Genomic DNA, 24,732 nt, shown 5'->3' on the forward strand with positions numbered 1-24,732 from the left:
GTGTTACGTGAAAATTCCTGAAAAAGAAAGAACACGAGCGGCTTTACAAGAACCAAAGTTAATATGATCATTCCTAAATTTAACAATCTAATTGTTATTAGAACAAGAATAAAGCTGTATGATTCGATCATTATACAGTAAAAACAGCCATAAATAAAAAGCTCGGCGTTTAAACCGAGCTTACTTCTTTCTACACTTTATTTTTTAATAAACATTTGTGCCCAGTGATAACCAGTTCTTTCAACGCCAACACCAATATGGGTCATATTCTCGTCTAGGATATTGGCGCGATGACCTTCACTGTTCATCCAAGCGTCGACAACTTCTTCTGGAGAACGTTGTCCATGTGCAATATTTTCGGCAGCAGATTGGTAAGAGACGCCGAAATCCCTCATCATATCAAACGGTGAACCATAGGTTGGACTAGTGTGTGAAAAATAGCTGTTCTCTTGCATGTCATCTGCTTTTGCTTTTGCGACATTATTTAATTGACTGTCCGCTTGTAACGGAGGTAAACCTTGGTTTTGTCTTTCTGCATTCGTTAATTCGATCACAGATGAGACAAAATCATCTGTATCGCCTTCTTGTGTGGGACTATCTTGCTGTTGTGTTCCTTGGTCTGCTTGCTCTTGCTCTTGATTTTGTTGCTGCTGTGTCTGATCTTGACGTTGTGTTTGTTGCTGCTGCTGTTGTTGCTGTTGGGTATTTTGTTCTTGTTGAGTATTTTGTTCTTGTTGAGTATCTTGTTGTTTTGTGTGTTGTTGTGCTTGTTCTAAGTTGCGTAGTTGTTGTTCAACAATACCATGATTTTTCGCTTGTTTCTCATCAACTGCTTTAAACTCATACTTCGCTTCTTGAACTCTGACCGGTTGCGTGTGTGGATAACTGTCACTGTTGGAATCGGTTTGTAGACTTGAAATGTTGTCATTTCCATTGTTTTCATTGTTTAAAGCTTGGTCATTTGTATTGCATGCTACTAAAAGTATCATTAGAAAACTGATAAATAGTATTGTCCATTTTTTATGCATGATATAAACTCCTTTTCTGTTTTATTTTTAGTTTTTCATGTTTTTAAAAAAATAAAGATGGAAATATAAAACAAATGAAGCAGCTCTTTACACAAGACTGTAATTTTATCAATAAGTAGGCGAGAACCCCCATCTTCAAGGAATGTGAAGGGCAAAGCCCAATGAGTAAGTGGGGGGATGAATCGCCTTTTTGCAAAACACTTGCGTAAAATATACAATCGCGCCACACGTACCGAAGTAGCGAAAAACAAGCAGAGTAGGGAGTGCGGAGAGTCCAACGTACAAGATATAAGCTTTCACCGTAGGGACTACGGGTAGAGCCTACTCAGGTAACTGGTGGTTACACTGGTGTTCGTAGGAATCCCCCACTTCAAGCTTTAGCTAAGTCGTGGGTAGTCAAGGTGAGGATTGGACACGTAGGTAAGGTGAAAAAATATATATAAACTATATGATATTCGCTTTATTTTTTGCAGAGAAATGTTGATTGTATTTCCTTTTAACAAAAGTACAAAAACAAAATCCACCGAGTTCCACTAATCGAAATGAGAACTGCGATGGTTTTATTTTCTTTGTTATGTTAAATATAATAATTTGTAATATTAACCGGGGTAACAAGCTTTAATTATTTATTAAAATGATGTAGGCGGTCGTAGGTTTCTAATAAAAATTCATAGAATAATTCTTCTGTTGGTAATAATTTTCGAGAAGTTGGAAAAATAACACCTACGGACCGCGTTTGGTTTGGGTCTTCTAAAGGTATTTTTACAGTTGAACGAGGAGTGTTATCAACCAACGTCATTTCTGGCATCAGTGCGATGCCTAAACCGGCAGAAACCAATCCCTTTAATGCATCGATATCTTTGCCCTCAAAAGCAATTTGTGGTGAGAAACCAGATTTTGTACATGATTTAACAACTTGATTACGGAACACATAGCCCTCAGGTAACACAATGAATGGATCGTTTCTTAGCTCTCGTAAGGAGAGAGAGGAACGGTGTGCTAAGGGATGATGAAGTGGCAGTAATACAACAATATTTTCACTAAATAAAGTGGTACCGTTGAATTTATCTGCTTTTTCTTTTTTTGGCATAGGTGCAATCATGGCTAAGTTAAATTCGCCATTCACAACCCCATCGATTAAATCATAATAGAGCGCATTACTCATTTGAAATCTTGCTTCGGGATAGCGCAAGCGAAAGGAATAGATAATCGACGGTAAGATATGTGCAGCCATGCTGATTGGAAAGGCAATTCGTACAGTTCCTTTTTCAGGGTCTAGATATTCTTTAACCTCGCGTTTCGCATCTTCCATTAAGTTCATAGACTGTTTCATTCGTTTTAAGAAAAGTTTTCCCAAAGGTGTTAGTTTTACCCTTCTACCTTCGCGAAAAAATAGATCGATGCCTAATTCATTCTCTAAATTAAAAATTTGCCTACTAACTGATGACTGTGCTACATGTAAGGCATCTGCAGCTTCAGTTACATGCTCTCTTTTTGCTACTTCCATAAAATACTCAATTTGCCTAATCTCCAAATTTATTCACTCCATTTCAATTCATGCGTTTTGTGCATTGATTTTATCGTTTTAATACATATAAAACTATTATCGTAAGGTGTTTTTTTTTCATTATAAATAGATAATTCAGAGTATTTTTTTCTAAATTAAAATACGTGCTAACCCAATAGTGGGTTGTGTAAGGGATATGGAGACTCTGTTTCTTAAAATGACTCCATTCAGTTTTAATCTGTTAAATCAAAATTTTTAGCAAGTTCAATAATGCAAGTAACGCATTGATCTCATCGTTTATTTATATTGTAACTATCATTTGTTTAATTATAAAATGAAAATACGACTTAAAAAAGGAAAACGTTTATAGGAGCTGAAAATATGAAAACGATGGAAGATGTCCAACAAACAAAACAAGAAAATGTGCAAGCATATGTAGAGCGTATCATGAAGATTATTGAAAAGCGTAATCCAAATGAAGTGGAGTTCCATCAAGCAGCAAAAGAAGTATTAGACTCGTTAGTGCCTGTTTTAGTGAAACATCCAGAATACATCGACCATGCAATTGTAGAAAGAATGGTAGAACCAGATCGTTTGCTTACTTTCCGTGTGCCATGGGTTGATGATCAGGGAAGAGTTAAGGTGAATCGTGGTTTCCGTGTTCAATTTAATAATGCGATAGGACCGTACAAAGGTGGATTAAGATTCCATCCATCTGTTAATGCAAGTATTATTAAATTTTTAGGCTTTGAACAAATTTTCAAAAATTCCTTAACTGGTCAGCCAATTGGCGGAGGTAAAGGTGGTTCTGATTTTGATCCGAAAGGGAAATCAGACTTAGAAATCATGCGTTTCTGTCAAAGCTTTATGAATGAACTAGCAAACCATATCGGACCTGATGTCGATGTACCAGCTGGTGACATTGGTGTTGGCGCAAGAGAGATTGGTTATATGTTTGGGCAATATAAGAAGCTTCGTGGTGCATATGAAGCTGGTGTACTTACTGGAAAAGGACTTGGCTATGGTGGTAGCTTAGGGCGTAAAGAAGCTACAGGCTATGGTACTGTCTACTTTGTTGACGAAATGCTAAAAGATAATGGATTAAGCTTTAAAGATAAAACAGTTGTTGTATCAGGTTCAGGGAATGTGTCTATCTATGCAATAGAAAAAGCAACGGAATTAGGTGCCAAAGTTATTGCATGTAGTGACTCTAGTGGTTATATCTATGATGCTAATGGTATTGACCTTGAAACAATTAAACAACTAAAAGAGGTTGAAAACAAGCGTATTTACCATTATCTTGACCATCATCCGAATGCATTGTATATGGAAGGTTGTGCAGGGATTTGGTCTCTACCATGTGACATTGCCTTGCCATGTGCAACACAAAACGAACTTGATGAACAGAGTGCGAACATGTTGATCGAGAATGGTGTGAAAGCAGTCGGTGAAGGTGCAAATATGCCAACAACTCTAGACGCAATTCATACATTTATGGATAACGACGTATTATTTGCTCCTGCTAAAGCAGCTAATGCAGGTGGGGTTGCAGTTTCTGCGTTAGAAATGGCGCAAAATAGTGCACGTTTAGCATGGACTGTTGAAGAAGTTGACGGTAAGCTTAAGCAAATTATGAAAAACATTTATCAAGACAGTGTGCAAGCATCTGAAGAATACGGTGTGGCAGGAAACTTAGTAACAGGTGCTAACATTGCCGGATTTAAAAAAGTAGCAGATGCAATGATCGCTCAAGGCGTAAATTAGGGACAAGGGGACAGTACCTTGTCCCTTTTCTATTTCTTATCATTTAATATCGCATTTTTTACAATGTAAAGGACAAGATTAATATGATAATAACAGGTAAGAATACTACAACATAACCAATTGGATTGGCAAAATTTAATGTCCAGCCAATACTAAATCGTTTTTCCACAAAAATAGAAGGATCATGCGGATTGAAGTAGAAAATTCCACCCTTCCAATACTTATCCTCATCCACGCTTTCTTGCTCGTTCGTTTGTCCTGTTATTCCTTTTCCTTCCAAATCAGAGTCCACCGAACCAACCTTAACAGCTAGTACGAGCGCACCAATCAACATAACGAATAAAAATCCAAATGGAAAAAACAGTAACCATCTATCACTGAAAAGTTGGTCGTAGAGCAAATTCAATTGTAAAAAAGAGAACAATATTGTGATTAAAATGTTGGTTAGAAATAAAAACCAACTTGAATATTTTCGTAGCCGTAATTGACGTAATGTGGAGGACGTCACGTTTCCAGCTTGTATTTTAATCCCTGAACGTTTAGTAAAAATGTTAATTGCAAGAAACATCGCCTGCATGATCAAGAGAATGAACGGTAGGTTCAACACAGAGATCCAACTTTTGTCCGTAAATGCATCAGGTTGTCCGTCTGCACCCCAATGAATCGGGATTTGATTTGGCAATTGCTCAAATAAATTCGCAGATAATAGAATCAACGTAGCGGTGATCACCATTGGAATCAAGTGCACGAAGGAAGAGAGCATTTCATCCTTTGCTCGTGCTCGTAAATCGGTAACATGAACCTGCCGAATATTGCTATACCAATCTTCCTCTCTTTTAAGTTTGGATAGTTTGTAGTGAAAGAAAAAATAAAGGATCATACTAGTGAAGAGAATAACAAAGGGAAGAATGCTCCCTGTTAGGACGAGTTTAGGTTGCTGCAATGTATTTACTTGACTCCAAATAAGAAATCCAATTAAAACGATAACTGAAATAATTGCTGTGATCAGTGCATATCGCTTTTTATACTGCATGATTTTGGGATCTTGCGCATGTTCATATGGGATTGTGACACCAAAAACGACATTGCGTTTGACAAGAAATGGTATTGTAATCTGTAAGATGCTAACAAATAATATGGTAATAAATAAGATGATGAACTCCATATGTTAATCCTCCTTAATTTTTACTAGGACCTTCGTGATGAGGTCTTGTAACTCTTGTTGACTGATCCCGTTTACTAAAGCTTCTACGACAAGTGGTTGGAATGCTTCTCCTAACTTATTGAGCTGGTGTGCAGTAATTTGCTGCCTTTTATTAGCTATAATAATAGCACCTTTTTTGGGAACAATTTTGATAATGCCTTTTGTCTCTAGTTCATGATAGCTTTTGTTGACTGTATGCATATTAACACCTAAGTCACTGGCAAACGCACGAACAGACGGTAACATATCGTTCGTTGCTAACTCATCTCGGACAATCGCCTCCATAATCTGGTTGGTTAATTGTCTGTATAAAGGTAGTTCTGATTCAGGGTTTAGGCTGATCATTATAGACGCCTCCATTCTTAATTTCTTCTGTTATATACATAGCATAACAATTTTGTTCTACTCATACTATAACAAAATTGTTATATATTGTCTATAACAGTTTTGACTATTCGCTTTGTTAAGTGAGGAAGAGGAGTGGGGGAGTGATTAAAGATTAAGAAAGTCATGTTCGATTAGTGTTTTTCTGACAACAATGTGTGTAAATACTGTTGGAAGTTTGTGCGGAAAAACTGTTTTCTTCAAAAGTGTTGCTTTGTTAGCAGTTAATCACTTATGACGTATAGCTTAAATTCATGTTACAATTATCAAGTAGGACAATTATAAAGTGAGTAGGTGAAAAATATGATCGAGATCAAAACATCTGAAGTTAGTGATGGAGAATTCAATAGAGGTGTGTTTGCTACATGTGATATAAAAAAAGGCGTGCTTTTTCATGAAGCACCTGTCATTTCTTATCCAAATGACGAGCATCCACATATAGAGAAAACCTTACTCGCTGATTACGCTTTTGAGTATGGGATCAACCATTCTGCGATCCTTCTAGGCTACGGTATGTTGTTTAATCATTCTTATGAACCAAATGCAGAGTATGAGATTAATTTTGATAATCATACCTTTGACTTTTATGCTTACACAGATATAAAAGCAGGACAGGAGATTTTTATCAACTACAATGGTGATGTGGATAATGAGGATCCGCTTTGGTTTAATCAAGATTAACAAGGCGATAAAGATGTAAAGAGGTGATTACTGTCGTGTAGATAGTAGTCGCCTCTTTTTGTAGTACCATTTATATCTCATCTGCGTTAAAAAATAGCGGAACGACGAACAGGTTTATAAAGGTATAAAAAATTTGTGCGAGCAACAGAGGATCAACATAAACCGAGGTCCAAAATATACGTTATCTATCGAAGAAACAGACTGATAATGTAAGAAAACGAATTTCTTTGCACAGGGACAATCTTTTAACGAACAATCTAAAAAAGCAACTTTGGCACTGTACAGTGCCAAAGTTGCTACTTTGTTAAGAAATTCTCCGTATAAAATGGTTGGTCGTCTTCATCAAATGCAACCCCAACCCCAAGGCTTTCAAATCGTTCCTTTAATATATTCTCACGGTGTCCAAGCGAGTTCATTAATCCTTGATGGGCAAAAATACTACTTGGTTGTCCTGCGGCAAGATTTTCACCAGCTGAACGGAATGAAATATTATCATTACTCATCCGTTCAAAAGGGGATTGTCCCTCTAAGTTTGTATGACTGAAGTACCCATTCTGGGCCATATCTGAACTATGCTTGCGAGCGGTTGTTCTCACGGATGTTTCCCAGGTGAGTGGCGATAATCCATGTTTCACTCTAGCCGCATTCGTTAAATCGAATAGTTGGTGTTCAAATCCTTCCTTCAATTTCTCACTTGGTTCAGCGAAGAATTCGGGTTTTTGCGTTTCGAGATCACCACTAATAATTTGCAGAGCTGTTACAGTGTTATTTTCGTGTTTATCATAAAAAATGGTCACATAATCTTCATCAACGAGATAGGTGTCATGTTCTTGATTGTTTTCAATTTGATAGTTAACAAGCCCTTTACGGATACTAGTTAAAGGTTCTCCTAGTGCATCACGAACGGATGCTTTTGAGCTACCATATTCAATTTCGTTTGTGGCTGTGACCAGATCTTGATTGGTGTACATTCCCGCCACTTGGTTTTGCTCATTATACGCTACCATGAAAAAATTTTGATAATCTTCGTGATAGCTCACCCAATTGACGCCATACTCATTCAAACTAGAGCGATTGGGACTACCGACCGATTGTTCCACCTCTGACCTGTCATCACCAAGTTCGATATTATAGACAGAAAAAACTTGGTTACTTGGAGCATCAAGTGTTGGTTGTTCGGGCTCCGTTTGTTCGGTTTGTTGTTCGTCTTCGAATGTTTCGTCCAACTTGGATAGGAGGCCTTGTAGTTCATGGTGGAGATAATTGGCCACTTGGGCTACTTTCGGATGTTCCTTGATGGCATTGACATCATCGCCAATTTCTGACACGACTCCCCGTGCACCTTGTTGTTGAAACGTATTACCATAAATGAGCCAAAAAACCCCAACAATAAAAATGATCCCAATGAATTTACGGATTTTTGACAAAAAAGACACTCCTGTCTTGTGTTTCTATTTATCCCGCATGTAACCGGCTTGTCTCCCTCACTTCAATCTACGTGAAACCAAACAAGATAAGTGGAGGGCGGGATGCCAGTAAATGTTCGATTTTATTCAAGGCCTGCGGGTTTCTACTTGCGGTACTAACAACCAACGGGAGTTGGAAGGAAATCCCACTGATTGAAGTTTCACTTAATTGTAGCAAGTTTTACCTCAGGAGGCAAAATGATCATTCGTTATGTTATGAATATGGATAAAAAGCTTCAGAAGTGATCCTGATCACTGAATTTTCTAAATTTATAAACTATAGTGGTATTACTTCGTAAATGGAAGCTAAATAGGGAGAGGAGAAAAAAACAGATGCGAAAAAAAGACCTACCTATCGTTTATTCATGTTCGGGCTGTTCATCAGCTGCCCAAACAGCAAATCAAGTAGCGATCAAAATGGACCGAGCAGACATTGCCGAAATGTCTTGTATTGCAGGGGTGGGGGGCGATGTGAAACCACTCGTTCGAACGGCAACTTCTGGCCGTGAAATTATTGCCATTGATGGTTGCCCATTGTCTTGTTGTAAACATTCATTAGCAAGACATGAGGTGGAACCAACCCATCATTTTGATTTATCAAAATTTAATGTACCCAAGCGAAAGGGTGTCGATCCGGATCCAACATTGGTAGAAGATGCTTATGAACGAATAGTCGAATTTTCAAATAGGAAAGCACAAGTATGATTCATTAGTAGTTGTAAAAGAATCGTCATCATGGATAAGTTTTTATACATCAACGACTTCTATTACAATTACTAGATGTATGTAATCAATTAAAAACTCCCATTCTAGTAATATTATACGAATATACTGGAATGGGAGTTTACCCTAGCTACTTAGATCGCAACTGCCGGATTTCCTCATCCGAAAAGGCGCGAGATCTAGTTAAGAACCTTTTTCCCTCAACACCTTCAAGTGAAAACATACCACCTCGACCATCAACGACATCAATAATCAGTTGGGTATGTTTCCAGTACTCATATTGGTTCGCATGTATATAAAATGGGGCACCACCAATTTCGCCAAGATGAATATCTTGTTCCCCAATGAATAAATCATCTATTGGATAACACATTGGCGAACTACCGTCACAACAACCGCCTGATTGATGAAAGAGTATGTCTCCATGCTTGTTTTGTAAATACTTGATTAATTCCAGTGCAGCATTTGTTGCGGTGACACGTTTGACTGTCAACACGATCACCTCTTTTTACAAACTAAGTGATATGGTTGGCCTTCAACTTCAAATTAAGGCATCTGTTTTAGAAAAAGCCAAGTTTTTGCGGGCTGTAACTAACAAGTAAATTTTTAGTTTGTTGGTAGTGCTCAAGCATCATTTTATGGTTTTCACGGCCAATACCGGACATTTTATAACCACCAAATGCTGCGTGTGCTGGATAAGCATGATAGCAATTTGTCCATACGCGTCCAGCTTCAATTGCTCTACCAAACCGATAGGCTTTATTAATATTTCGCGTCCAAACACCTGCACCTAAGCCATACAAGGTGTCATTAGCAATATCTAATGCTTCTTCGTCTGTTTTAAATGTTGTGACAGATAATACCGGACCGAAGATTTCTTCTTGGAAAATTCGCATCTTGTTGTTTCCTTTAAAAATAGTAGGCTGAACGTAATACCCGTCGGCATAGTCGCCACCGAGTTTATTCTGCTCACCACCAATTAAGCATTCAGCACCTTCTTGTTTACCGATATCTAAGTAAGATAAAATTTTCTCTAACTGCTCACTGGATGCTTGGGCCCCCATCATCGAGTTAGGGTCTAACGGATTCCCCGTTTGAATGGCTTTTACCCGCTCGATTACACGTTCCATAAAAGCATCGTAGATATCTTCGTGAATTAATGCTCTTGAAGGACATGTACATACTTCGCCTTGATTTAAGGCAAACATGACAAGTCCTTCAATTGCCTTATCGAGAAAATCATCGTCTTCATCCATCACATCTTTGAAGAAAATGTTCGGTGATTTACCACCTAATTCTAATGTTACCGGGATTATGTTTTGAGAAGCATACTGCATGATCATCCGACCTGTTGTTGTCTCCCCAGTAAAGGCAATTTTTCCAATTCGAGGATTGGAGGCAAGCGGTTTGCCGGCTTCTAAGCCAAACCCATTCACAATGTTGAGAACACCTGGTGGAAGTAAATCTTCAATTAATTCCATGAATAGTAAAATCGAAGTCGGTGTTTGTTCTGCTGGTTTTAAGACGACACAGTTACCAGTTGCAAGTGCTGGAGCTAATTTCCACGTTGCCATTAATAATGGGAAATTCCACGGGATAATTTGTCCCACAACACCAATTGGTTCATGGAAATGATATGCAATCGTATCTTCATCCACTTCTCCAATAGAGCCTTCTTGCGCGCGAATGGCCCCAGCAAAATAGCGAAAATGATCGATCGCTAGAGGTAAGTCGGCATTTAATGTTTCACGAACAGCTTTCCCATTGTCCCAAGTTTCGGCAACGGCTAACGTTTCTATGTTTTCTTCGATTCGATCGGCGATTTTATTTAAAATGTTTGCACGATCTGCAACAGAAGTTTTGCCCCAAGCGTCTTTTGCTGCATGGGCAGCATCAAGAGCAAGTTCAATATCTTCCTTGGTGGAACGCGGGACTTCACAGAATACTTTTCCCGTAACTGGAGTGATGTTCTCGAAATATTCACCATTTATTGGTGCTTTCCATTCGCCGTTAATATAATTGCCATAACGTTGTTTAAATTGTACCTTTGATCCTTCTGTGTTCGGAAATGCATAAACCATTCTACGATTCCTCCCTGAATATAAACTGACATGGACTTATCCGATGTCGATCATGTAGTTAGTTGATCAGTGATGTCTAACTAATAGGTATGCCTTAATCTAGTTGAATATGAAAAAACTATGAAAACTTATGGAGGGAAATCTATTTTTTTCTGAGCAGGGAAGTTTTCCCATTTGTAGCCTTGTAAACGAAGACGTATAAGTTTGACTAGTATTTACGTGTACTATAATTATGATAGAAAAAAAGAAGGGATATGACTCATGTCCCACAATTGATAGAAAAATGAAATATTATGTAAAACAAAATTTTGATACAATAGATAATAGATATGACTATTTTGAAATGGTATAAAATGACTGTGGGGGATGAAGATGACGATCGAACAACAATTAATTCATAAAGGATATTATGAACTGTATACAAATGGGATCGACAACATGCATCCTATTGAAATATTAGCGCAACAATTGATAGAGGAAAAAGAGTGGGATGAGGGAGACTTGTCTACCATTCGCTTTGCCCAAGGTGAGGTATATTTTCAATTCAAAGACTATGAATCTGCTATGTTTAAATGGGAGCAAGTGACTGGTCAGTTAAAACCATGGGCACAGAAAAATATAGCCGATGCCTATTTAGAACTTAAACAGTTTGACAAAGCAGAGCAAGTATACCAGCAAGTACAAATGGATGGCGATGTTTTACAAATAGAAGTGCTTTTACAACAATTCTCATTATACATACAAATGGACAGACAGGAACAAGCGATCGAGTCGATTAAACAAGCTGTTGCATTAAACCCTGATTATCCTGATGTAACAGAGATGGCTCGTGCCTTTTTTGAAAAGATACAAGCGGATGACCATGCAATAGAATTGGCCGTAAAAGAGGCAGTTCGTACGGAACAAAAAGAATGGTTTGCAGTGCTTGAATCCTATGTCAACCAGGGGATTACCGCAACATGGGAACCACGAGCTTTTACAGACGTGCTTACAACATTACAAACATTGAACCCGACTCGATTTGAAAGATTAGCGGTTGCTATGTGGAAGAGTTATCAACCAACGCCTTTTTATTTTTCCTGGTTAGAAGAGATCAATCAGCATGCCTTTGATTTACCGAAAGGAAACGCTTATGCATGGAAGGAATTATCTTCCCAATACAAACAAGCTTATTTCCATTTAATTGATGGTCGGTATTTGCTTAAAGATTTTACCTATATTATTCCGGAGCTTTTAGCTAATTGGTTACAACTAGCAACAACAATGGACCGAGCGATTGTGTCCACAGCCATCTTGGCATGGAACGACATGTTCCCATCACAACTTCAAGCATCGTTAATAGAAGAAGCAGAGCACATGTTAGATGACGCTATCTCTTATCCAACGATTATGGAAGATGGACTGAAACTATTTGAGTCAATTAAAAAGTGGGCAACGGCTAACGGGGTGCCAATTAGTGAACGTTTGCAGGCGATGGTTTATGAATTAATGGATTTAAATTATTATCATTTACTGATTGCAGGAACAGCGACGAGTAGTAAATCTTCGTTTGTCAACACGTTACTAAATCAAGAACTTTTAGAAGGTCCAACATCCGCAACAGTGCTTTTCAAGGATAGCTCAACTACAGATATGAACGTGGTCACGGATAAAGAAAGTCTACCAATTGATGATTTTCATGAATTTCAAGATTATGCGAAAAACCAGAAAAGCTTGATTCGGTGCCAACACCCATTTTCCTTTTTGAGAGACAATCAACTGGCACTAATTGAAACATCGGGCTTTGCCGGTCAAAGTCAACATGTGTTTGAATCTCTATATCTAGCTGATGGCGTGCTATTTGTGTTAAGTGCTGAATCCATTCTTACTGGTAAAGAGCTAGACATGGCAGTGAAAATAAAGGAACAAGCACCATCTATTCCAATTCACTTTTTATTAAGCAATGTTGATCGAATTGCCAGTAGCCAAGAGACGACTGAGTTAGTGGACAAAACGACAGATCGAATTGCTTCCTATTTTCCAAATGCAAAAGTATTTACTTTCTCAAAGAATGATCAGAGCAATCAACTTCTAGAGGAGTTGGCAACATTATTAAGATCCGTTCATGGAGAACACTTACAACAAGTGCGCACAACAAGTATGCTTCATTATATAAAAGAATCGATTACTTTCTTATTAGAACAGCGTGTGGAATATGAACAATCGTTAATTGATACGATTGAGTGGAATGATGAGATGGTGACCAAGTTGCAAGGAACGATTTACCAACTTCGAGACATTGAAGAGGAAAAAACAAGAGAAATCAAGCAAGACTTTATGGATAGGAAAGAAGAAGTTAGACAAGAATTACTTGAAGCGATCCCACAAGTTTTACGGGATAGTGCCGACATTATTACGGAAGATAGTGATTTTGCATCGATCAATCGTTCGATAAATCAAGAGATGAATCATCGACTAACAACGTATATAAATGAAATGGTATTACCGAATTTCCGAAACAGTATGCACCGTTGGATTGAAGATAGCCGACAGACATTAGGGGAAAGCAAAACCTTTTTACAAGAAATGAGTGAAAGTTTCCACCAATTATATGGAGATGAAAACATCTTGTTACGCTGTGATGAGCGAATGTTTGCTGATTGGAATCGGGATGTCGATCGATTAACGTTAGGGACTGTACAACTACCGGAAGTGAATGTTCTCATGCATTTTAATCCTTCACAATTTTTATTGCAAAGCGTTGGAAAACTAGCCGGTTCGATTAAACAGAATACCAACATGCTGAAACAAAAATATAAGCAGTATGTTAACAAAAAAGATTATCACCCTATTGCAGAATCTGTCGCGGACTCGTTTATGCACCAGTTTGAATTATTTGAAAATGGGTTGGAACGTGACATTCATTTATTTTTTGCTGATTCGTTTGATTCGTTAGAACAATTGGTAGAAGAATCGCAGGAAGCAATTGGAAATTATCAAGAAGTGTTAGCCAATATGCATGAAAGTCCTGAGCTGTATCGTGATCCATTGACATTGTTTGAGTTAAATTTACGCCAGTATCAATGGATGGCACAAACAAAGGGCCGTGCTGTGAAATCTTCATCATGATCGTAATCTTATTAAAACAAGGCTACCAAACAGGTAGCCTTGTTTAGTAAATCTTTACGCTGTAAAGCCTTTTTCCATGTTCATATGTTTGCTAAATAATTGGTTAAATTGTTTGACCATATAGCCGACAAGAAATGCGGAAAGGAGTGTTCTTTCTCGTACACCTTCCACTGTATGAAAGGCAATAACTGAAAGGATGACCGCACTAAGTACTAAGCTCCAATCAAAGACTATTTTAACAATCCCAAACTCTTTCCTTAACTTCAGGGCAATGACTTTGACTACCCCTTCGCCATCGATACATCGCATGAAGAAAAGTGTGCTTTATTTTTGAGGATCTTAATACTTACATTCGATATTTAAATTTGATTATCTCCCAAAATTCTCAAAGCATAATGCCAGCGAAGGAAAAACACGGAGACTCCTATGGGAGGAATGGCCTAGGTGAGACCCCGCAGTGAGGGACGAACGAGGCTCATCAGCCACCCATGGAAAGCGTAGTGTATTTCCGTAGCGGTAATAATACCACTCATTATAGTAAGAATGGTAGGAATCTTGACAAAAGCAAAAATAAACATCCCTAAATCAGTAGACAGACCGAAAAAAGAACCGACGATGATCTGTAAATAATCAAATCGGCGAAAATCCTTTCTTAACAAAGCGTTTTGTATGACTACCCACAATATAGCTAATCCAAGTGAGTTGCTCAAAGCTAAGTGGTGTTAATAAACTGACGACATAGGGTAAACTAGAAATGGGAGAGGTACCTAAATCTGACTTTACGGTTAAGGCAATCCCTAACCCCATAAAAAAATAATCCAGTCAAAAAAATAAGGTAACGCTTTGTGGTTTCTGCAGTAATGATGATCATCTCTTTCATCGATTTTTTAATAGCATAAGTATATCATATTTTTTGAAATAGATTAAATTTTCTAAAAATTATAATTCGGCCGCTTTATAATCATGTAGTATGAGAAGGAGTCGTTTAACAATGGTGCAATCAGAAAAAATGCAAAACGTGATCAATCGTTTAGCTCGCAATAATCCAAACCTAGATTTTCAAACACCGGTTACAATTGATGAAGATCTACAACGCTATTTGCAATTTTATGAGTTGGATCATGAGCAAGTCGACCTTTACTTTGGAAAAATAGAAAGGGATCAAACGGAGATTACCGTTCAGACATTTGCTCCCAAACAGAGTAAAGGAACGGTTATATTGTTGCATGGCTACTTAGATCATGTTGGGAGCTTAAAACATATTATTCGGTATTTAAATGATCATCACTATACGGTAGTTAGCTATGATTTACAAGGGCACGGGTTATCAGGAGGAGAAATTGCTTCGATTGACCAGTTTGCAGACTATGTCTCAACATTGGAATTTTTGATGGAAAAAGTAAAGCAGGAAATGCCAAGTCCTCTTTATGCGATCGGACACAGTACAGGTGGGGCGATTGTAGCTAATTATGTGTTAAAACATACGAACCATGCCTTTGAAAAAGTGATCTTGGTTGCCCCGGTCGTTCGGTCCAATTTTTGGTGGTTAACGAAGCTTGGTGTATTTCTGGTTCAAGCTTTTCCATTTATTCGCAAAGTAAAGCGTCAATTTCGACAAAACTCTTCCAATCGTGACTATTTGGATTGGGTACGGAACGATCCATTGCAACCTGAAAAAATTCCTCTAGATTGGACCAAAGCATTGATTGCTTGGAATAAAACAATGCAAACATTTCACCCTGTAGCAACTAAAACTTGTATCATTCAAGGAACTGCTGATGATACAGTTGATTGGAAATATAATGTATCATTCTTAACGAAGAAATTTCCTGATTCAAAAGTTGTATATATTGAACAGGGTAGACATGCGTTATTTAATGAATCAAAACCAATTCGGAATCAAGTATGTGGGTATATACATGAATTTCTAAATGAGTAATCCTTTGACCGACGTGTATTTAATAGAAAACAGTTTCGATAAGGATTGATTATACATTCACTTTATGCGAACCTATATTGAAGGAGACGTAATGATTAGTAGGAGTGGCGAGTAGAATGAAAAAAAGGACGATTGTGTATATCTTAACCATCATCGCTTTATTATTTGTTGGATTAAGTCAAATCTACATAAAAAAGCAGCAAGATCAAGCGTTAATAGATGATACATTATCCTATTTAACAGAAAAAGGTTATGAGGTAAACTCTGAAATTGCCGATATCTCGGTTGTTGATGTCGGTGGTGAAGCTCGAGATGTACCTGCAACAGTTGTTACATTTACGGATGAGCCGAGTGTGACCTATTTTTATAGCTATAAGCAAGATTCAAATCAAGTGATGCAAGTAGATGTTGTAAATGAAGAAGGCAATCAAACGCCTAAACATCAAGAATTTTAACAAACCTTAACGATCTAAACTCCTCTTTCTTAACTGTTTAGTACCGAACTTGAAGGCACACTTTGGGCGCATATCGAATAGGATGTACTGTAACAACATAATGAAGGAGGGAGTTACTTCGATAATGGGTGCCAGCGAAAGAGGTGTCTCCAAACTTTACCGGAAACTTGTTACCTCAAGTGATGTCAAAGCATTTTTGATTTTTGAAAAATGTGATGAATCAACCAAACAAATACTTAAAGAAAAATTAGCGAAAGCAAACTCCACCAATGCACAAGACATATTAAAAAAAATACAAAATGTATAAGACGGCCGCTATGACCGTCTTTTTTCTTCAAATAAATGGACATGCCCCTTTGTGCGCATGTCATTCAAGGGGAGCGATTTAAGTGAGGATTGTGATTGCTGGTGGTTCTGGTTTTATTGGTAGAGAACTGTCGGATTATTTACTGAATCAAGGGCATGACGTGGTGGTTTTGACACGAAAACAGAGGCAAGCATCAAGGGAAGGTGTTACCTATGTACGATGGTTACAGCAAGATGCTGTGCCGGAGAAGCAACTTGGTCAGGTGGATGTGTTTATTAACTTGTCAGGAGTTTCGATTAATAAAGGGAGATGGACGGCTAAACATCAGAAGCAAATCTATCAAAGTCGGATGGAAGCGACCGATGAATTGATTCGATTAATACGTGCAATGCCTAATAAACCATCTGTCTTCATTAATGCGAGTGCAATTGGTGTTTATCCTGCATCTCATGAAATGGTTTATACTGAGTCTTCGAAGCAAGTAGCAAAGGATTTTCTTGGTAAAACAGTAGTAGATTGGGAACAAAAAGCAAACAGCTTACAAGCAGATGGTATCCATGTTGCCTTGATGCGGTTTGGTGTGGTATTAGGACAAGAAGATGGCGCCCTACCATTAATGGCGTTACCTTATAAACTGTTTGTTGGTGGTACGGTTGGTTCGGGGAAACAGTGGGTATCTTGGATTCATGTGACAGATGTTGTGCGTGCGATTACATTTGCTATTGAAACAGATGAATTACAAGGACCTGTTAATCTGACCGCGCCAACTCCAGTAACAATGGAGACGTTCGGAAAAACCATAGCTAATGTTTTACATCGCCCTCACTGGTTTCCAGCTCCTGCTTTGGCAATGAAGCTAGCACTTGGACAAAAAAGTAAACTAGTACTAGAAGGTCAACACGTATTACCAGTTAAATTGCAGCAAGCAGGATTTGAATTTTTATTTCCTAGTCTCGAACAAGCTCTATCTAATCTATTTCAAAACAACAAAAAAAGTAGGTGATCATACATGCAACAGAACAGGTGGATCGATATCACCATGCCTCTTACCAATGATATGGGCGTATGGCCTGGTGATACTTCTTTTACATATCAATTAACGTATAGTTATCAACATAATGGACTCGCAAATGTTGGGGAGTTCACAACAAGTGTTCATGCTGGAACCCATCTTGATGCCCCGTACCATTATGATCCGAATGGCACAACGATTGATCAAATGGATGTATCTTTGTTTATTGGTCCAGCTCTCGTAGTCGATGTACGAGGGCATAAAACGATTGGACGAAGTGAGCTCGAAACATTTGATCTTGATGGCGTAACTCGTTTGTTATTACGTTCCTTTGACCGTGTTGACCAGCAATTTCCTGAGTGGTATCCCGTTTTAAGGGAAGATATAGGTCCCTTTTTACAAGAGAAGGGTATCCATTTAATTGGTACGGATTGTCCGTCAGTTGATCCCGTAGAAAGTGAGTCATTAAGTGCCCATCATTCTTTACATCATCATGGTATTTATATTATGGAAAATTTGATACTAAAAGATGTGGAGGCGGGCAACTACCAGTTGATTGCTTTGCCATTATCAATTGCTGGTGGGGATGCTAGTCCTGTTCGAGCAGTGCTTAAAAAGACTGACGAATAGCTCACTTGGGAGTAACTGGCGAGCAAATGAGAGGAGTTGATGGTTTGAGTTCGGTAAGAAAGATTATTTTTTACTTAGGAAACATCTTAATTGGAGTACTATCCTTTTATGCATATATTTATTTATGGGTATTGATAAGTTGGGGGGAACCATTTCGGTTTCAATGGTTAGAAGCATTGATTACGATCGCATTTACTAGTCTTATATATAGTGGGTTTAACTTCATCCTTCTAAAAAACAACCCAAAAGCAAAACAAAAATGGTGGACTGGTGGGATCTTAGTTTTATTAACGTATGTCGTTATAGTGCTCATTGTTGAGTTATCATGAGTTTGCACCAGTTACGATTGTGTTCAACACCACATCCTATGGCTTTTAATCATTGACAATTCTTCCGTTCTATGGATGTACTTACTTTAACAATCAATCGAAAGGATGACACAACTCAATCAAGTAGGCTGTAGAGAGTAAGAAAATAATAGTTATTCCATTTTCTGTAACTTTTTTCATCTGTTTTCGTCAAGTTTAATGACTGATGAAGCAGAAAGGGATGACCGATATGAAAATAATTTGGTATGTTATCATTGCCCTAGCTATTCTTTTAGCAGGCTGTGGAAGCAATGAAATGACAACGAACGAAAACACGGAAACCGATGACTATGAAGAACAAGGACAACAAACGGATACGACCAACGAAGAAGAATCAGATTTGCAAAAGAACAAGCTTATGGAGATGGAGATTGAGGGGACAAAGGAAGAGATAAAAGTTCATCTTCATCATCATGACGAGTTAGAATTTTCAACCTATGTACCAGAAGACATGCTTGTGGAATCCGATCCAACATCCTTTATCGCATATACGAATTTTGCGGACCAGCCAAACCGAAAAGCTCGATTGTTTATCACGAAACAGGACAAACAAACAATCATGGATGATCTAAAAGCAGAAGGATTCACCGTTACGGAACTTGATTCAAATAGCTATGATTTTTCTGAAGAGGAGTTACAAGTGAGTAAAGATGGTTTTACTGGACGTTTCATTAGATTTTCAAAAAATAATGATAGTTACTCGATCGGCTATTATTATCCTAGTGAATATGCGGATGGTTTTAGTGCTCGAGCGGCTGTCATCATCGATGAAATCGTGTGGCATCATTAAACTATGTACTGTAGGTGATTTTTTATTTGGGCTTGGTATTCCACTTACACTTTAAAGTTGTAGGCATATGATAGGTCTATAGGAAACTAGAAAGGAAGGATTTATCATGTACTACGATCCAAATATGTATCAACAACCTTATTATGCCGGGCAATCCATGTATCCACCACCATTTATACCAAGAGGTGGGCATGACACTACGCAACAATTAATCGAAGAACTTTTGATTGGATTACAGCATCAAGCATCTGCGTTTGACTCTTATAGTAGATTAGTAGCAATAGCCCCAAATGAAGAACATCAGGAAGAATTAAAAACAACGTTACAAGATAAGCAATTACACTTACAACAATTAACAGAAGCGTATATAACACTGACAGGACGTCAACCTGTCTATCAATATGAACAACGAGCATACCAAACGTATAAACAAGGATTGCAAGATGTATGTAAACTAGAACAAGAGATGAATGAAGTCTATCAAAATCATTGCATGCGTTCCCAATACCCGATGGTTCGAGATATATTTTTACAAATAACAGACAAAGCTAATGAGCATATGACACGAGCCGAAAAGTTAAATCAAGATGTTCTAGAATTAACAGATTATGGGAAACAACCATTTGTAGTTAATATAGAAAAAGCAACTAAACAGAATAAAAACTTTCGTACGGCACTATGGACAGGAGATCATTTACAAGTAACCTTGATGAGCATTGGTGTAGGGGAGGACATTGGCTTAGAATTACATTCTGATGTAGATCAATTCTTAAGAATTGAACAAGGAAAAGGGAAAGTGCAGATGGGAGATCAACAAGATCAATTAGATTTTGAAAAACATGTAGAAGATGATGATGCGATTATGGTACCTGCAGGTAAATGGCATAATTTAACCAATGTAGGTGATGTTCCGTTAAAACTGTACTCCATTTATGCGCCACCTGAACATCCATTTGGAACGGTTCATGAAACTAAAGAGATTGCGATGGAGGCGGAAGAACATCACGACCATTAAGTAAGAAAAGCATGTTAGTGGCATTGAGCCATATAACATGCTTTTCTTATTAAGGGGTATCCCGTAAAATTTTTCTTGTTAGTGCTGGATAATTCGAGGAAAAGCCGTAAATAAGCAGGATCCATCGAAAAAGTGCTGGATCATGTAAGAAAAAGCTGTAAATAAGCAGGATCTAGAGAAGAAGCGCTGGATCATGCAAGAAAAAGCCATAAATAAGCAAATCTAGAGAAGAAGCGGCTGGATCATGCGAGAAAAAGCCGTAAATAAGCAGAATCTAGAGAAGAAGCGGCTGGATCATGCGAGAAAAAGCCGTAAATAAGCAGAATCTAGAGAAAAAACGCTGGATCATGTGAGAAAAAGCTATAAATAAGCAGGATCTAGAGAAAAAACGCTGGATCATGCGAGAAAAAGCCGTAAATAAGCAGGATCTAGAGAAAAAATGCTGGATCATGCGAGAAAAAGCCATAAATAAGCAGGATCTATAGAAAAAACGCTGGATCATGCAAGAAAAAGCTATAAATGCCATCCTATCGACAAAATTTCTAAATACACATTATCTCGACTAAGCATCAATCAAAAAACTATTATAAATGATAGTGCACATAATACAAATTATGTGCACTACCAACAAACTTATGAATTATATCCCCGGAAACCATCCTGGTGTACTGGTAATGATGTTCCATAATGGATCAGGGACAACGAGTTGTTGTTGTTTTGTTTTATCTAGTTCGGTAACAATTTCGTCATCTTTTCCTTCTGCTACTTTTTGTACCCAGTCTGGATCAATAATTAACTCACGACCTAGCGCAAGTAGGGGGATGCCTGTTGCAAATGCTTGGTGTGCATCATCCGCAGTATAAATCGAACCTACTCCAATTAAAGGTACACGGTTGTTAATTGTTTCCATTAAGTATTCGATACGGGTTTTTTCAGTATTCTCTACTCCCCGTCTAGGTTTTGCGTAAAAGTCGCTCAGTGACACGTGTAAATAATCTAACCCTTTATCAGCAAGTGTATCAACTAGGGAAAGTGTCTCGTCCATCGTTATGCCTGGTGTTTCTGGTTCCTCTGGTGAAAAACGATAGCCAACAATAAACTCATCGTGACCGTGTTTATCCGCGACTCGTTTTACTTCATCGACAATTGCAAGAGGGAAAGTCATCCGATTTTCCAGACTACCTCCAAAACGATCTTCTCGTCGGTTGGAATGTGGAGAGAAAAACTGTTGGATTAAGTAGCCGTTTGCTCCATGTATTTCTACCCCGTCGAAACCAGCCTCAATGGCTCTACGTGTTGTTTCACCAAAAGCAACTATAATATCGTTAACTTCTGACTCCGTTAAGGCTCTTGGAACTGTGCTTCCATCTTGCTCTGCAGGTACATTACTAGCACTCACGACTTCCCCGTTAGGAATTTGATCTGGTGGACACATTCTACCACCATGAAAGATTTGTAAGATAGCTTTAGCACCTTGTTCTTTAATGGTAGTAGCTAATCTAGTTAAGCTAGGAATCATCTCATCAGTATCAGCACCAAATTCACCAGGAAATCCTTTTCCATTTGCTGTTACATACGCACAAGCAGTGATCACCATGCTGACACCAGCAGAACGTCTAGCGTAATAAGCTAATTCAGCATCACTTACAGTACCATCTGGATTTGATGAAAAGTTGGTCATCGGTGCCATCACCATTCGATTCTTTAACGTAACACCGTTTGAAAATGTATATGAAGAAAATAAGGCTTGATTGTTCGTCATGTTGTGTTAACCTCCTTTTTTAACAGTAGTCATCATACCTAATTGAAAAAACATTGTACATATTTTTGCTCACCGATAGCTAACAATGCATGCATAAGCATTTATGTTTGTTTTGTTTGCGCAAGTTGATACTATAGTATTGTAACTTCAGCAAGAAAGGATAATGCAAAAATGACAAATATAAATATACCTGTGTCAGTATTAAATTTGGCACCAATTCGACAAGGGCAAGGACCAAAAGACGCAATTGACGCAATGGTTGATTTAGCGCAAGCGACTGAAGAGATGGGTTATACCCGCTATTGGATCGCGGAGCATCATAACACACCAACATTAGTCAGCTCGGCGACCTCACTATTAATAAAACATACACTCGAACACACGAACCATATTCGAGTAGGTTCTGGAGGGGTAATGCTTCCAAACCATGCACCATTAGTAGTTGCTGAACAGTTCGGCACAATGGCGACCATATATCCCGATCGACTTGACTTAGGTTTAGGCCGTGCACCTGGAACGGATCAATTAACAGCAAGTGCATTAAGACGTTCGAAAAGTGATACGGTAAATACATTCCCACAAGATGTTCAAACATTACTAACATACTTCGGACCCGAAGAAGATCAAAGTTTTGTAAAAGCATATCCTGGTGTTGGGACAGAAATACCAATTTATATTTTAGGATCGTCTCCAGACTCCGCGCATTTAGCAGCGAAATTAGGCTTACCATATGTATTCGCTTCGCACTTTGCACCGCGCTATATGGAGGATGCGATCTCGATTTACCGTCGAGAATTCCAACCTTCTCAGTATTTAGATAAACCGTATATGATGGTTTGTTTAAATGTGATCGCGGCAGAAACAGATGAAGAGGCTGATTTAGAATCAACAACCATGCAGCAATTTTTCCTAAATGTTGTCCGTGGATCACAAACACCGTTAAGTCCGCCGGTAGAAGATATGGATCAGCTATGGGGCTTACAAGAAAAAATGGCTGCACAATCAATGTCGAGTGTAACCTTGCAAGGAAGCAAAGATTCCATCCGTGAGCAATTAACAAGCTTCCAAGAAAAGTATAATGTGGACGAATTGATGGCAGTATCTTACATTTATGATCCCGCTAAACAAAAACGTTCCTATCAAATATTAAAAGACGTTGTGGATGGGAAGTAAAATTTTTTCTGAAAACAAAAGATGATTTCTCGATACAATCAATAAATTGAAGAAAGAGGCTGGGACATATATCTTTGTCCTAGCCTTTTTATAATGTAGCGTTCAGTACCGACTAGGATGTTGGACGTCTGTTCTTAATTATATCCAGTACAATGTCCTCGTAACATTTATTTAAATACTTGGATGTATAAGTTGCTTAATCCTTGTTAATCCTAGCAATTGTATATGCAATTGTACTTACAAGTGAGGAGGGTTCATATGGATGTTAAGATCAGACAGGAATTAACATTGATGATAAGAGCACTGTACTTTTGTGTGGAAAATCGATGGGGGGAAATTGGTAAAGCCGTAGAACTTTCCACGGCACAACAGCATTTGCTTTTTTTATTATCAACAAATGAAAATGCACTGACGCCTACAGAAATCGGGAAACTAGGCTGTTGGCATGTGTCAACCGTTACAAGGTTAGTGAAAACTCTACAAAGTAGAGGGATTGTTGAGGTGAACAATCATCCTAATAAATCACGGTTTAAACTGGTTTCAATGACAGATGATGGGAAAGATGTACTTCGCCAAATACATCGATCCTTTAGACAGATGGATCAAGTTCCATTTGAATTAGAAAGTCTGTCTGAACAACAAATCAAAGCTTTTATACAAACTGGTCAAAAATTATTAGATGTACATAAGGGAGAAGAGTATCGATCCAAGGTAATAAATGCACACATTAAAGAATCTGATCTTGCTTAGATAACAAGTTATGAGGATGAAAAGGTGGTTTTATGTCTAGGAATAAAGGCATCCTATTAATAATTTGGACAATCACGGCGTGTCTTCTTGTCATTTTAGTACCTAAATCTAAAGTACGACACGCAGTAGTAGCATTTTTGTTTAAACAAGCAATAACCTGGCTTTTTGGCTTATTAGTTTCTGAAAAAGGGTTGATTAAATACCCTGTTCGATTCTTTAAGAAGGCCAACAAATCAAGTTTTTCATTCGAATATTTCATCTATCCTTCCATGTGCGTCGTCTTTAATTTGTATTACCCAACATATAAACATCGAGCTGTCAAACTTCTCTATTATGTTTGCCATGCTGGGTTTATCACGATCTCAGAAATCTTGGCGATGCGGTATACGAATTTAATTAAATATGTGAAATGGAAATGGTATTGGAGTTTTATCACGATTAGTATGACGTATTACTCCTCGCATTTGTTTTACCGATGGTTTTTTAAAAAGGTACAAGTTGTTAATGATAAAGTCTAATTGACATTTTTGGTTGAATTTTACTCATTTGCCACATATACTCGAATTATGTATCGTTTAGTCGAAT

At 38.0% G+C, this 24,732-nt stretch carries 24 protein-coding genes and 1 pseudogene; 15 read left to right on the top strand and 10 right to left on the bottom strand.

The features are described 5' to 3' along the window. Nucleotides 1–197: 197 nt before the first annotated feature. A complete protein-coding gene (locus FCI53_RS05480) occupies nt 198–1,028 on the bottom strand; it encodes a CAP domain-containing protein (protein ID WP_138416646.1) in 831 nt (276 codons plus the stop codon). Between the two features lie 622 nt (nt 1,029–1,650). Next, nucleotides 1,651–2,562, bottom strand: coding sequence for a glutamate biosynthesis transcriptional regulator GltC (gene gltC, locus FCI53_RS05485; RefSeq protein WP_138416648.1), 912 nt, complete (start codon nt 2,560–2,562; stop codon nt 1,651–1,653). Nucleotides 2,563–2,916: 354 nt separating this feature from the next. Between gltC and gdhA the strand changes: the two genes are divergently transcribed. Further along, nucleotides 2,917–4,299, top strand: coding sequence for an NADP-specific glutamate dehydrogenase (gene gdhA, locus FCI53_RS05490; RefSeq protein ID WP_138416650.1), 1,383 nt, complete (start codon nt 2,917–2,919; stop codon nt 4,297–4,299). A 58-nt stretch (nt 4,300–4,357) separates the two neighbouring features. Here gdhA and FCI53_RS05495 read toward each other — a convergent pair whose 3' ends face one another. Both FCI53_RS05495 and FCI53_RS05500 read right to left on the bottom strand, forming a co-directional pair. Then, on the bottom strand, nt 4,358–5,464 hold the full coding sequence (locus tag FCI53_RS05495) for a DUF1648 domain-containing protein (protein WP_246050026.1): 1,107 nt from the start codon (nt 5,462–5,464) through the stop codon (nt 4,358–4,360). Nucleotides 5,465–5,467: 3 nt separating this feature from the next. Further along, the gene (locus FCI53_RS05500) at nt 5,468–5,848 is read right to left on the bottom strand and encodes a GntR family transcriptional regulator (protein ID WP_138416653.1); all 381 of its coding nucleotides are present in this window, start codon (nt 5,846–5,848) and stop codon (nt 5,468–5,470) included. Between the two features lie 342 nt (nt 5,849–6,190). Between FCI53_RS05500 and FCI53_RS05505 the strand changes: the two genes are divergently transcribed. Further along, entirely contained in the window at nt 6,191–6,568 is a 378-nt protein-coding gene (locus FCI53_RS05505; RefSeq protein WP_138416655.1) for an SET domain-containing protein, read from the top strand. A 296-nt stretch (nt 6,569–6,864) separates the two neighbouring features. On the opposite strand, the gene FCI53_RS05510 is transcribed toward FCI53_RS05505, so the two are convergent. Beyond that, nucleotides 6,865–7,995 carry a CAP domain-containing protein gene (locus FCI53_RS05510; protein ID WP_138416657.1) on the bottom strand — a complete coding sequence of 377 codons (1,131 nt, stop codon included), beginning with the start codon at nt 7,993–7,995 and terminating at the stop codon, nt 6,865–6,867. 372 nt (nt 7,996–8,367) lie between these two features. Here FCI53_RS05510 and FCI53_RS05515 point away from each other — a divergent pair, with 372 nt between their 5' ends. After that, complete coding sequence (locus FCI53_RS05515) at nt 8,368–8,739, top strand: putative zinc-binding protein (RefSeq protein WP_138416659.1); 372 nt, start codon at nt 8,368–8,370, stop codon at nt 8,737–8,739. Between the two features lie 148 nt (nt 8,740–8,887). On the opposite strand, the gene FCI53_RS05520 is transcribed toward FCI53_RS05515, so the two are convergent. After that, entirely contained in the window at nt 8,888–9,253 is a 366-nt protein-coding gene (locus FCI53_RS05520) for a DUF779 domain-containing protein (protein WP_138416661.1), read from the bottom strand. A gap of 64 nt (nt 9,254–9,317) precedes the next feature. After that, a complete protein-coding gene (gene adh, locus FCI53_RS05525; protein WP_138416664.1) occupies nt 9,318–10,838 on the bottom strand; it encodes an aldehyde dehydrogenase in 1,521 nt (506 codons plus the stop codon). Between the two features lie 372 nt (nt 10,839–11,210). Between adh and FCI53_RS05530 the strand changes: the two genes are divergently transcribed. Next, nucleotides 11,211–13,946, top strand: coding sequence for a GTP-binding protein (locus tag FCI53_RS05530; RefSeq protein WP_138416666.1), 2,736 nt, complete (start codon nt 11,211–11,213; stop codon nt 13,944–13,946). 54 nt (nt 13,947–14,000) lie between these two features. Here FCI53_RS05530 and FCI53_RS05535 read toward each other — a convergent pair whose 3' ends face one another. Next, on the bottom strand, nt 14,001–14,255 hold the full coding sequence (locus FCI53_RS05535; RefSeq protein WP_138416668.1) for a DUF6198 family protein: 255 nt from the start codon (nt 14,253–14,255) through the stop codon (nt 14,001–14,003). Nucleotides 14,256–14,386: 131 nt separating this feature from the next. Next, a pseudogene (locus FCI53_RS22290) lies at nt 14,387–14,753 on the bottom strand (DUF6198 family protein). Nucleotides 14,754–14,937: 184 nt separating this feature from the next. On the opposite strand from FCI53_RS22290, the gene FCI53_RS05540 reads away from it, so the two are divergent. From FCI53_RS05540 to FCI53_RS05575, 8 genes are all read left to right on the top strand, one after another. Then, nucleotides 14,938–15,885: an alpha/beta hydrolase gene (locus FCI53_RS05540; protein ID WP_171038073.1), complete on the top strand. Its 948-nt coding sequence runs from the start codon at nt 14,938–14,940 to the stop codon at nt 15,883–15,885. Between the two features lie 116 nt (nt 15,886–16,001). After that, nucleotides 16,002–16,340, top strand: coding sequence for a DUF3139 domain-containing protein (locus FCI53_RS05545; RefSeq protein ID WP_138416672.1), 339 nt, complete (start codon nt 16,002–16,004; stop codon nt 16,338–16,340). Between the two features lie 124 nt (nt 16,341–16,464). Next, nucleotides 16,465–16,647 carry a hypothetical protein gene (locus tag FCI53_RS05550; RefSeq protein ID WP_138416674.1) on the top strand — a complete coding sequence of 61 codons (183 nt, stop codon included), beginning with the start codon at nt 16,465–16,467 and terminating at the stop codon, nt 16,645–16,647. Between the two features lie 82 nt (nt 16,648–16,729). Then, nucleotides 16,730–17,650, top strand: a complete 921-nt coding sequence (locus tag FCI53_RS05555) for a TIGR01777 family oxidoreductase (RefSeq protein ID WP_138416676.1) — start codon at nt 16,730–16,732, stop codon at nt 17,648–17,650. Between the two features lie 6 nt (nt 17,651–17,656). After that, on the top strand, nt 17,657–18,289 hold the full coding sequence (gene kynB, locus FCI53_RS05560; protein WP_138416678.1) for an arylformamidase: 633 nt from the start codon (nt 17,657–17,659) through the stop codon (nt 18,287–18,289). 44 nt (nt 18,290–18,333) lie between these two features. Further along, nucleotides 18,334–18,618: a hypothetical protein gene (locus FCI53_RS05565; protein WP_138416680.1), complete on the top strand. Its 285-nt coding sequence runs from the start codon at nt 18,334–18,336 to the stop codon at nt 18,616–18,618. A gap of 229 nt (nt 18,619–18,847) precedes the next feature. Then, nucleotides 18,848–19,447 carry a hypothetical protein gene (locus FCI53_RS05570; protein ID WP_138416682.1) on the top strand — a complete coding sequence of 200 codons (600 nt, stop codon included), beginning with the start codon at nt 18,848–18,850 and terminating at the stop codon, nt 19,445–19,447. A 106-nt stretch (nt 19,448–19,553) separates the two neighbouring features. Then, entirely contained in the window at nt 19,554–20,462 is a 909-nt protein-coding gene (locus FCI53_RS05575) for a cupin domain-containing protein (protein ID WP_138416684.1), read from the top strand. 640 nt (nt 20,463–21,102) lie between these two features. Here the strand turns inward: FCI53_RS05575 and FCI53_RS05580 are convergent. Continuing rightward, nucleotides 21,103–22,224 carry an NADH-dependent flavin oxidoreductase gene (locus tag FCI53_RS05580; protein WP_138416686.1) on the bottom strand — a complete coding sequence of 374 codons (1,122 nt, stop codon included), beginning with the start codon at nt 22,222–22,224 and terminating at the stop codon, nt 21,103–21,105. A 171-nt stretch (nt 22,225–22,395) separates the two neighbouring features. On the opposite strand from FCI53_RS05580, the gene FCI53_RS05585 reads away from it, so the two are divergent. The 3 genes from FCI53_RS05585 (at nt 22,396) to FCI53_RS05595 (ending at nt 24,665) form a co-directional block, all read left to right on the top strand. Continuing rightward, entirely contained in the window at nt 22,396–23,397 is a 1,002-nt protein-coding gene (locus tag FCI53_RS05585) for an LLM class flavin-dependent oxidoreductase (protein WP_138416688.1), read from the top strand. A 258-nt stretch (nt 23,398–23,655) separates the two neighbouring features. Beyond that, nucleotides 23,656–24,147 carry a MarR family winged helix-turn-helix transcriptional regulator gene (locus FCI53_RS05590; protein WP_171038074.1) on the top strand — a complete coding sequence of 164 codons (492 nt, stop codon included), beginning with the start codon at nt 23,656–23,658 and terminating at the stop codon, nt 24,145–24,147. Between the two features lie 32 nt (nt 24,148–24,179). Next, complete coding sequence (locus FCI53_RS05595; RefSeq protein WP_138416691.1) at nt 24,180–24,665, top strand: CBO0543 family protein; 486 nt, start codon at nt 24,180–24,182, stop codon at nt 24,663–24,665. The last annotated feature ends 67 nt before the right edge of the window (nt 24,666–24,732 follow it).

The organism is Aquibacillus sediminis, assembly GCF_005870085.1.
Taxonomy (GTDB): Bacteria; Bacillota; Bacilli; order Bacillales; family Amphibacillaceae; genus Aquibacillus_E; species Aquibacillus_E sediminis.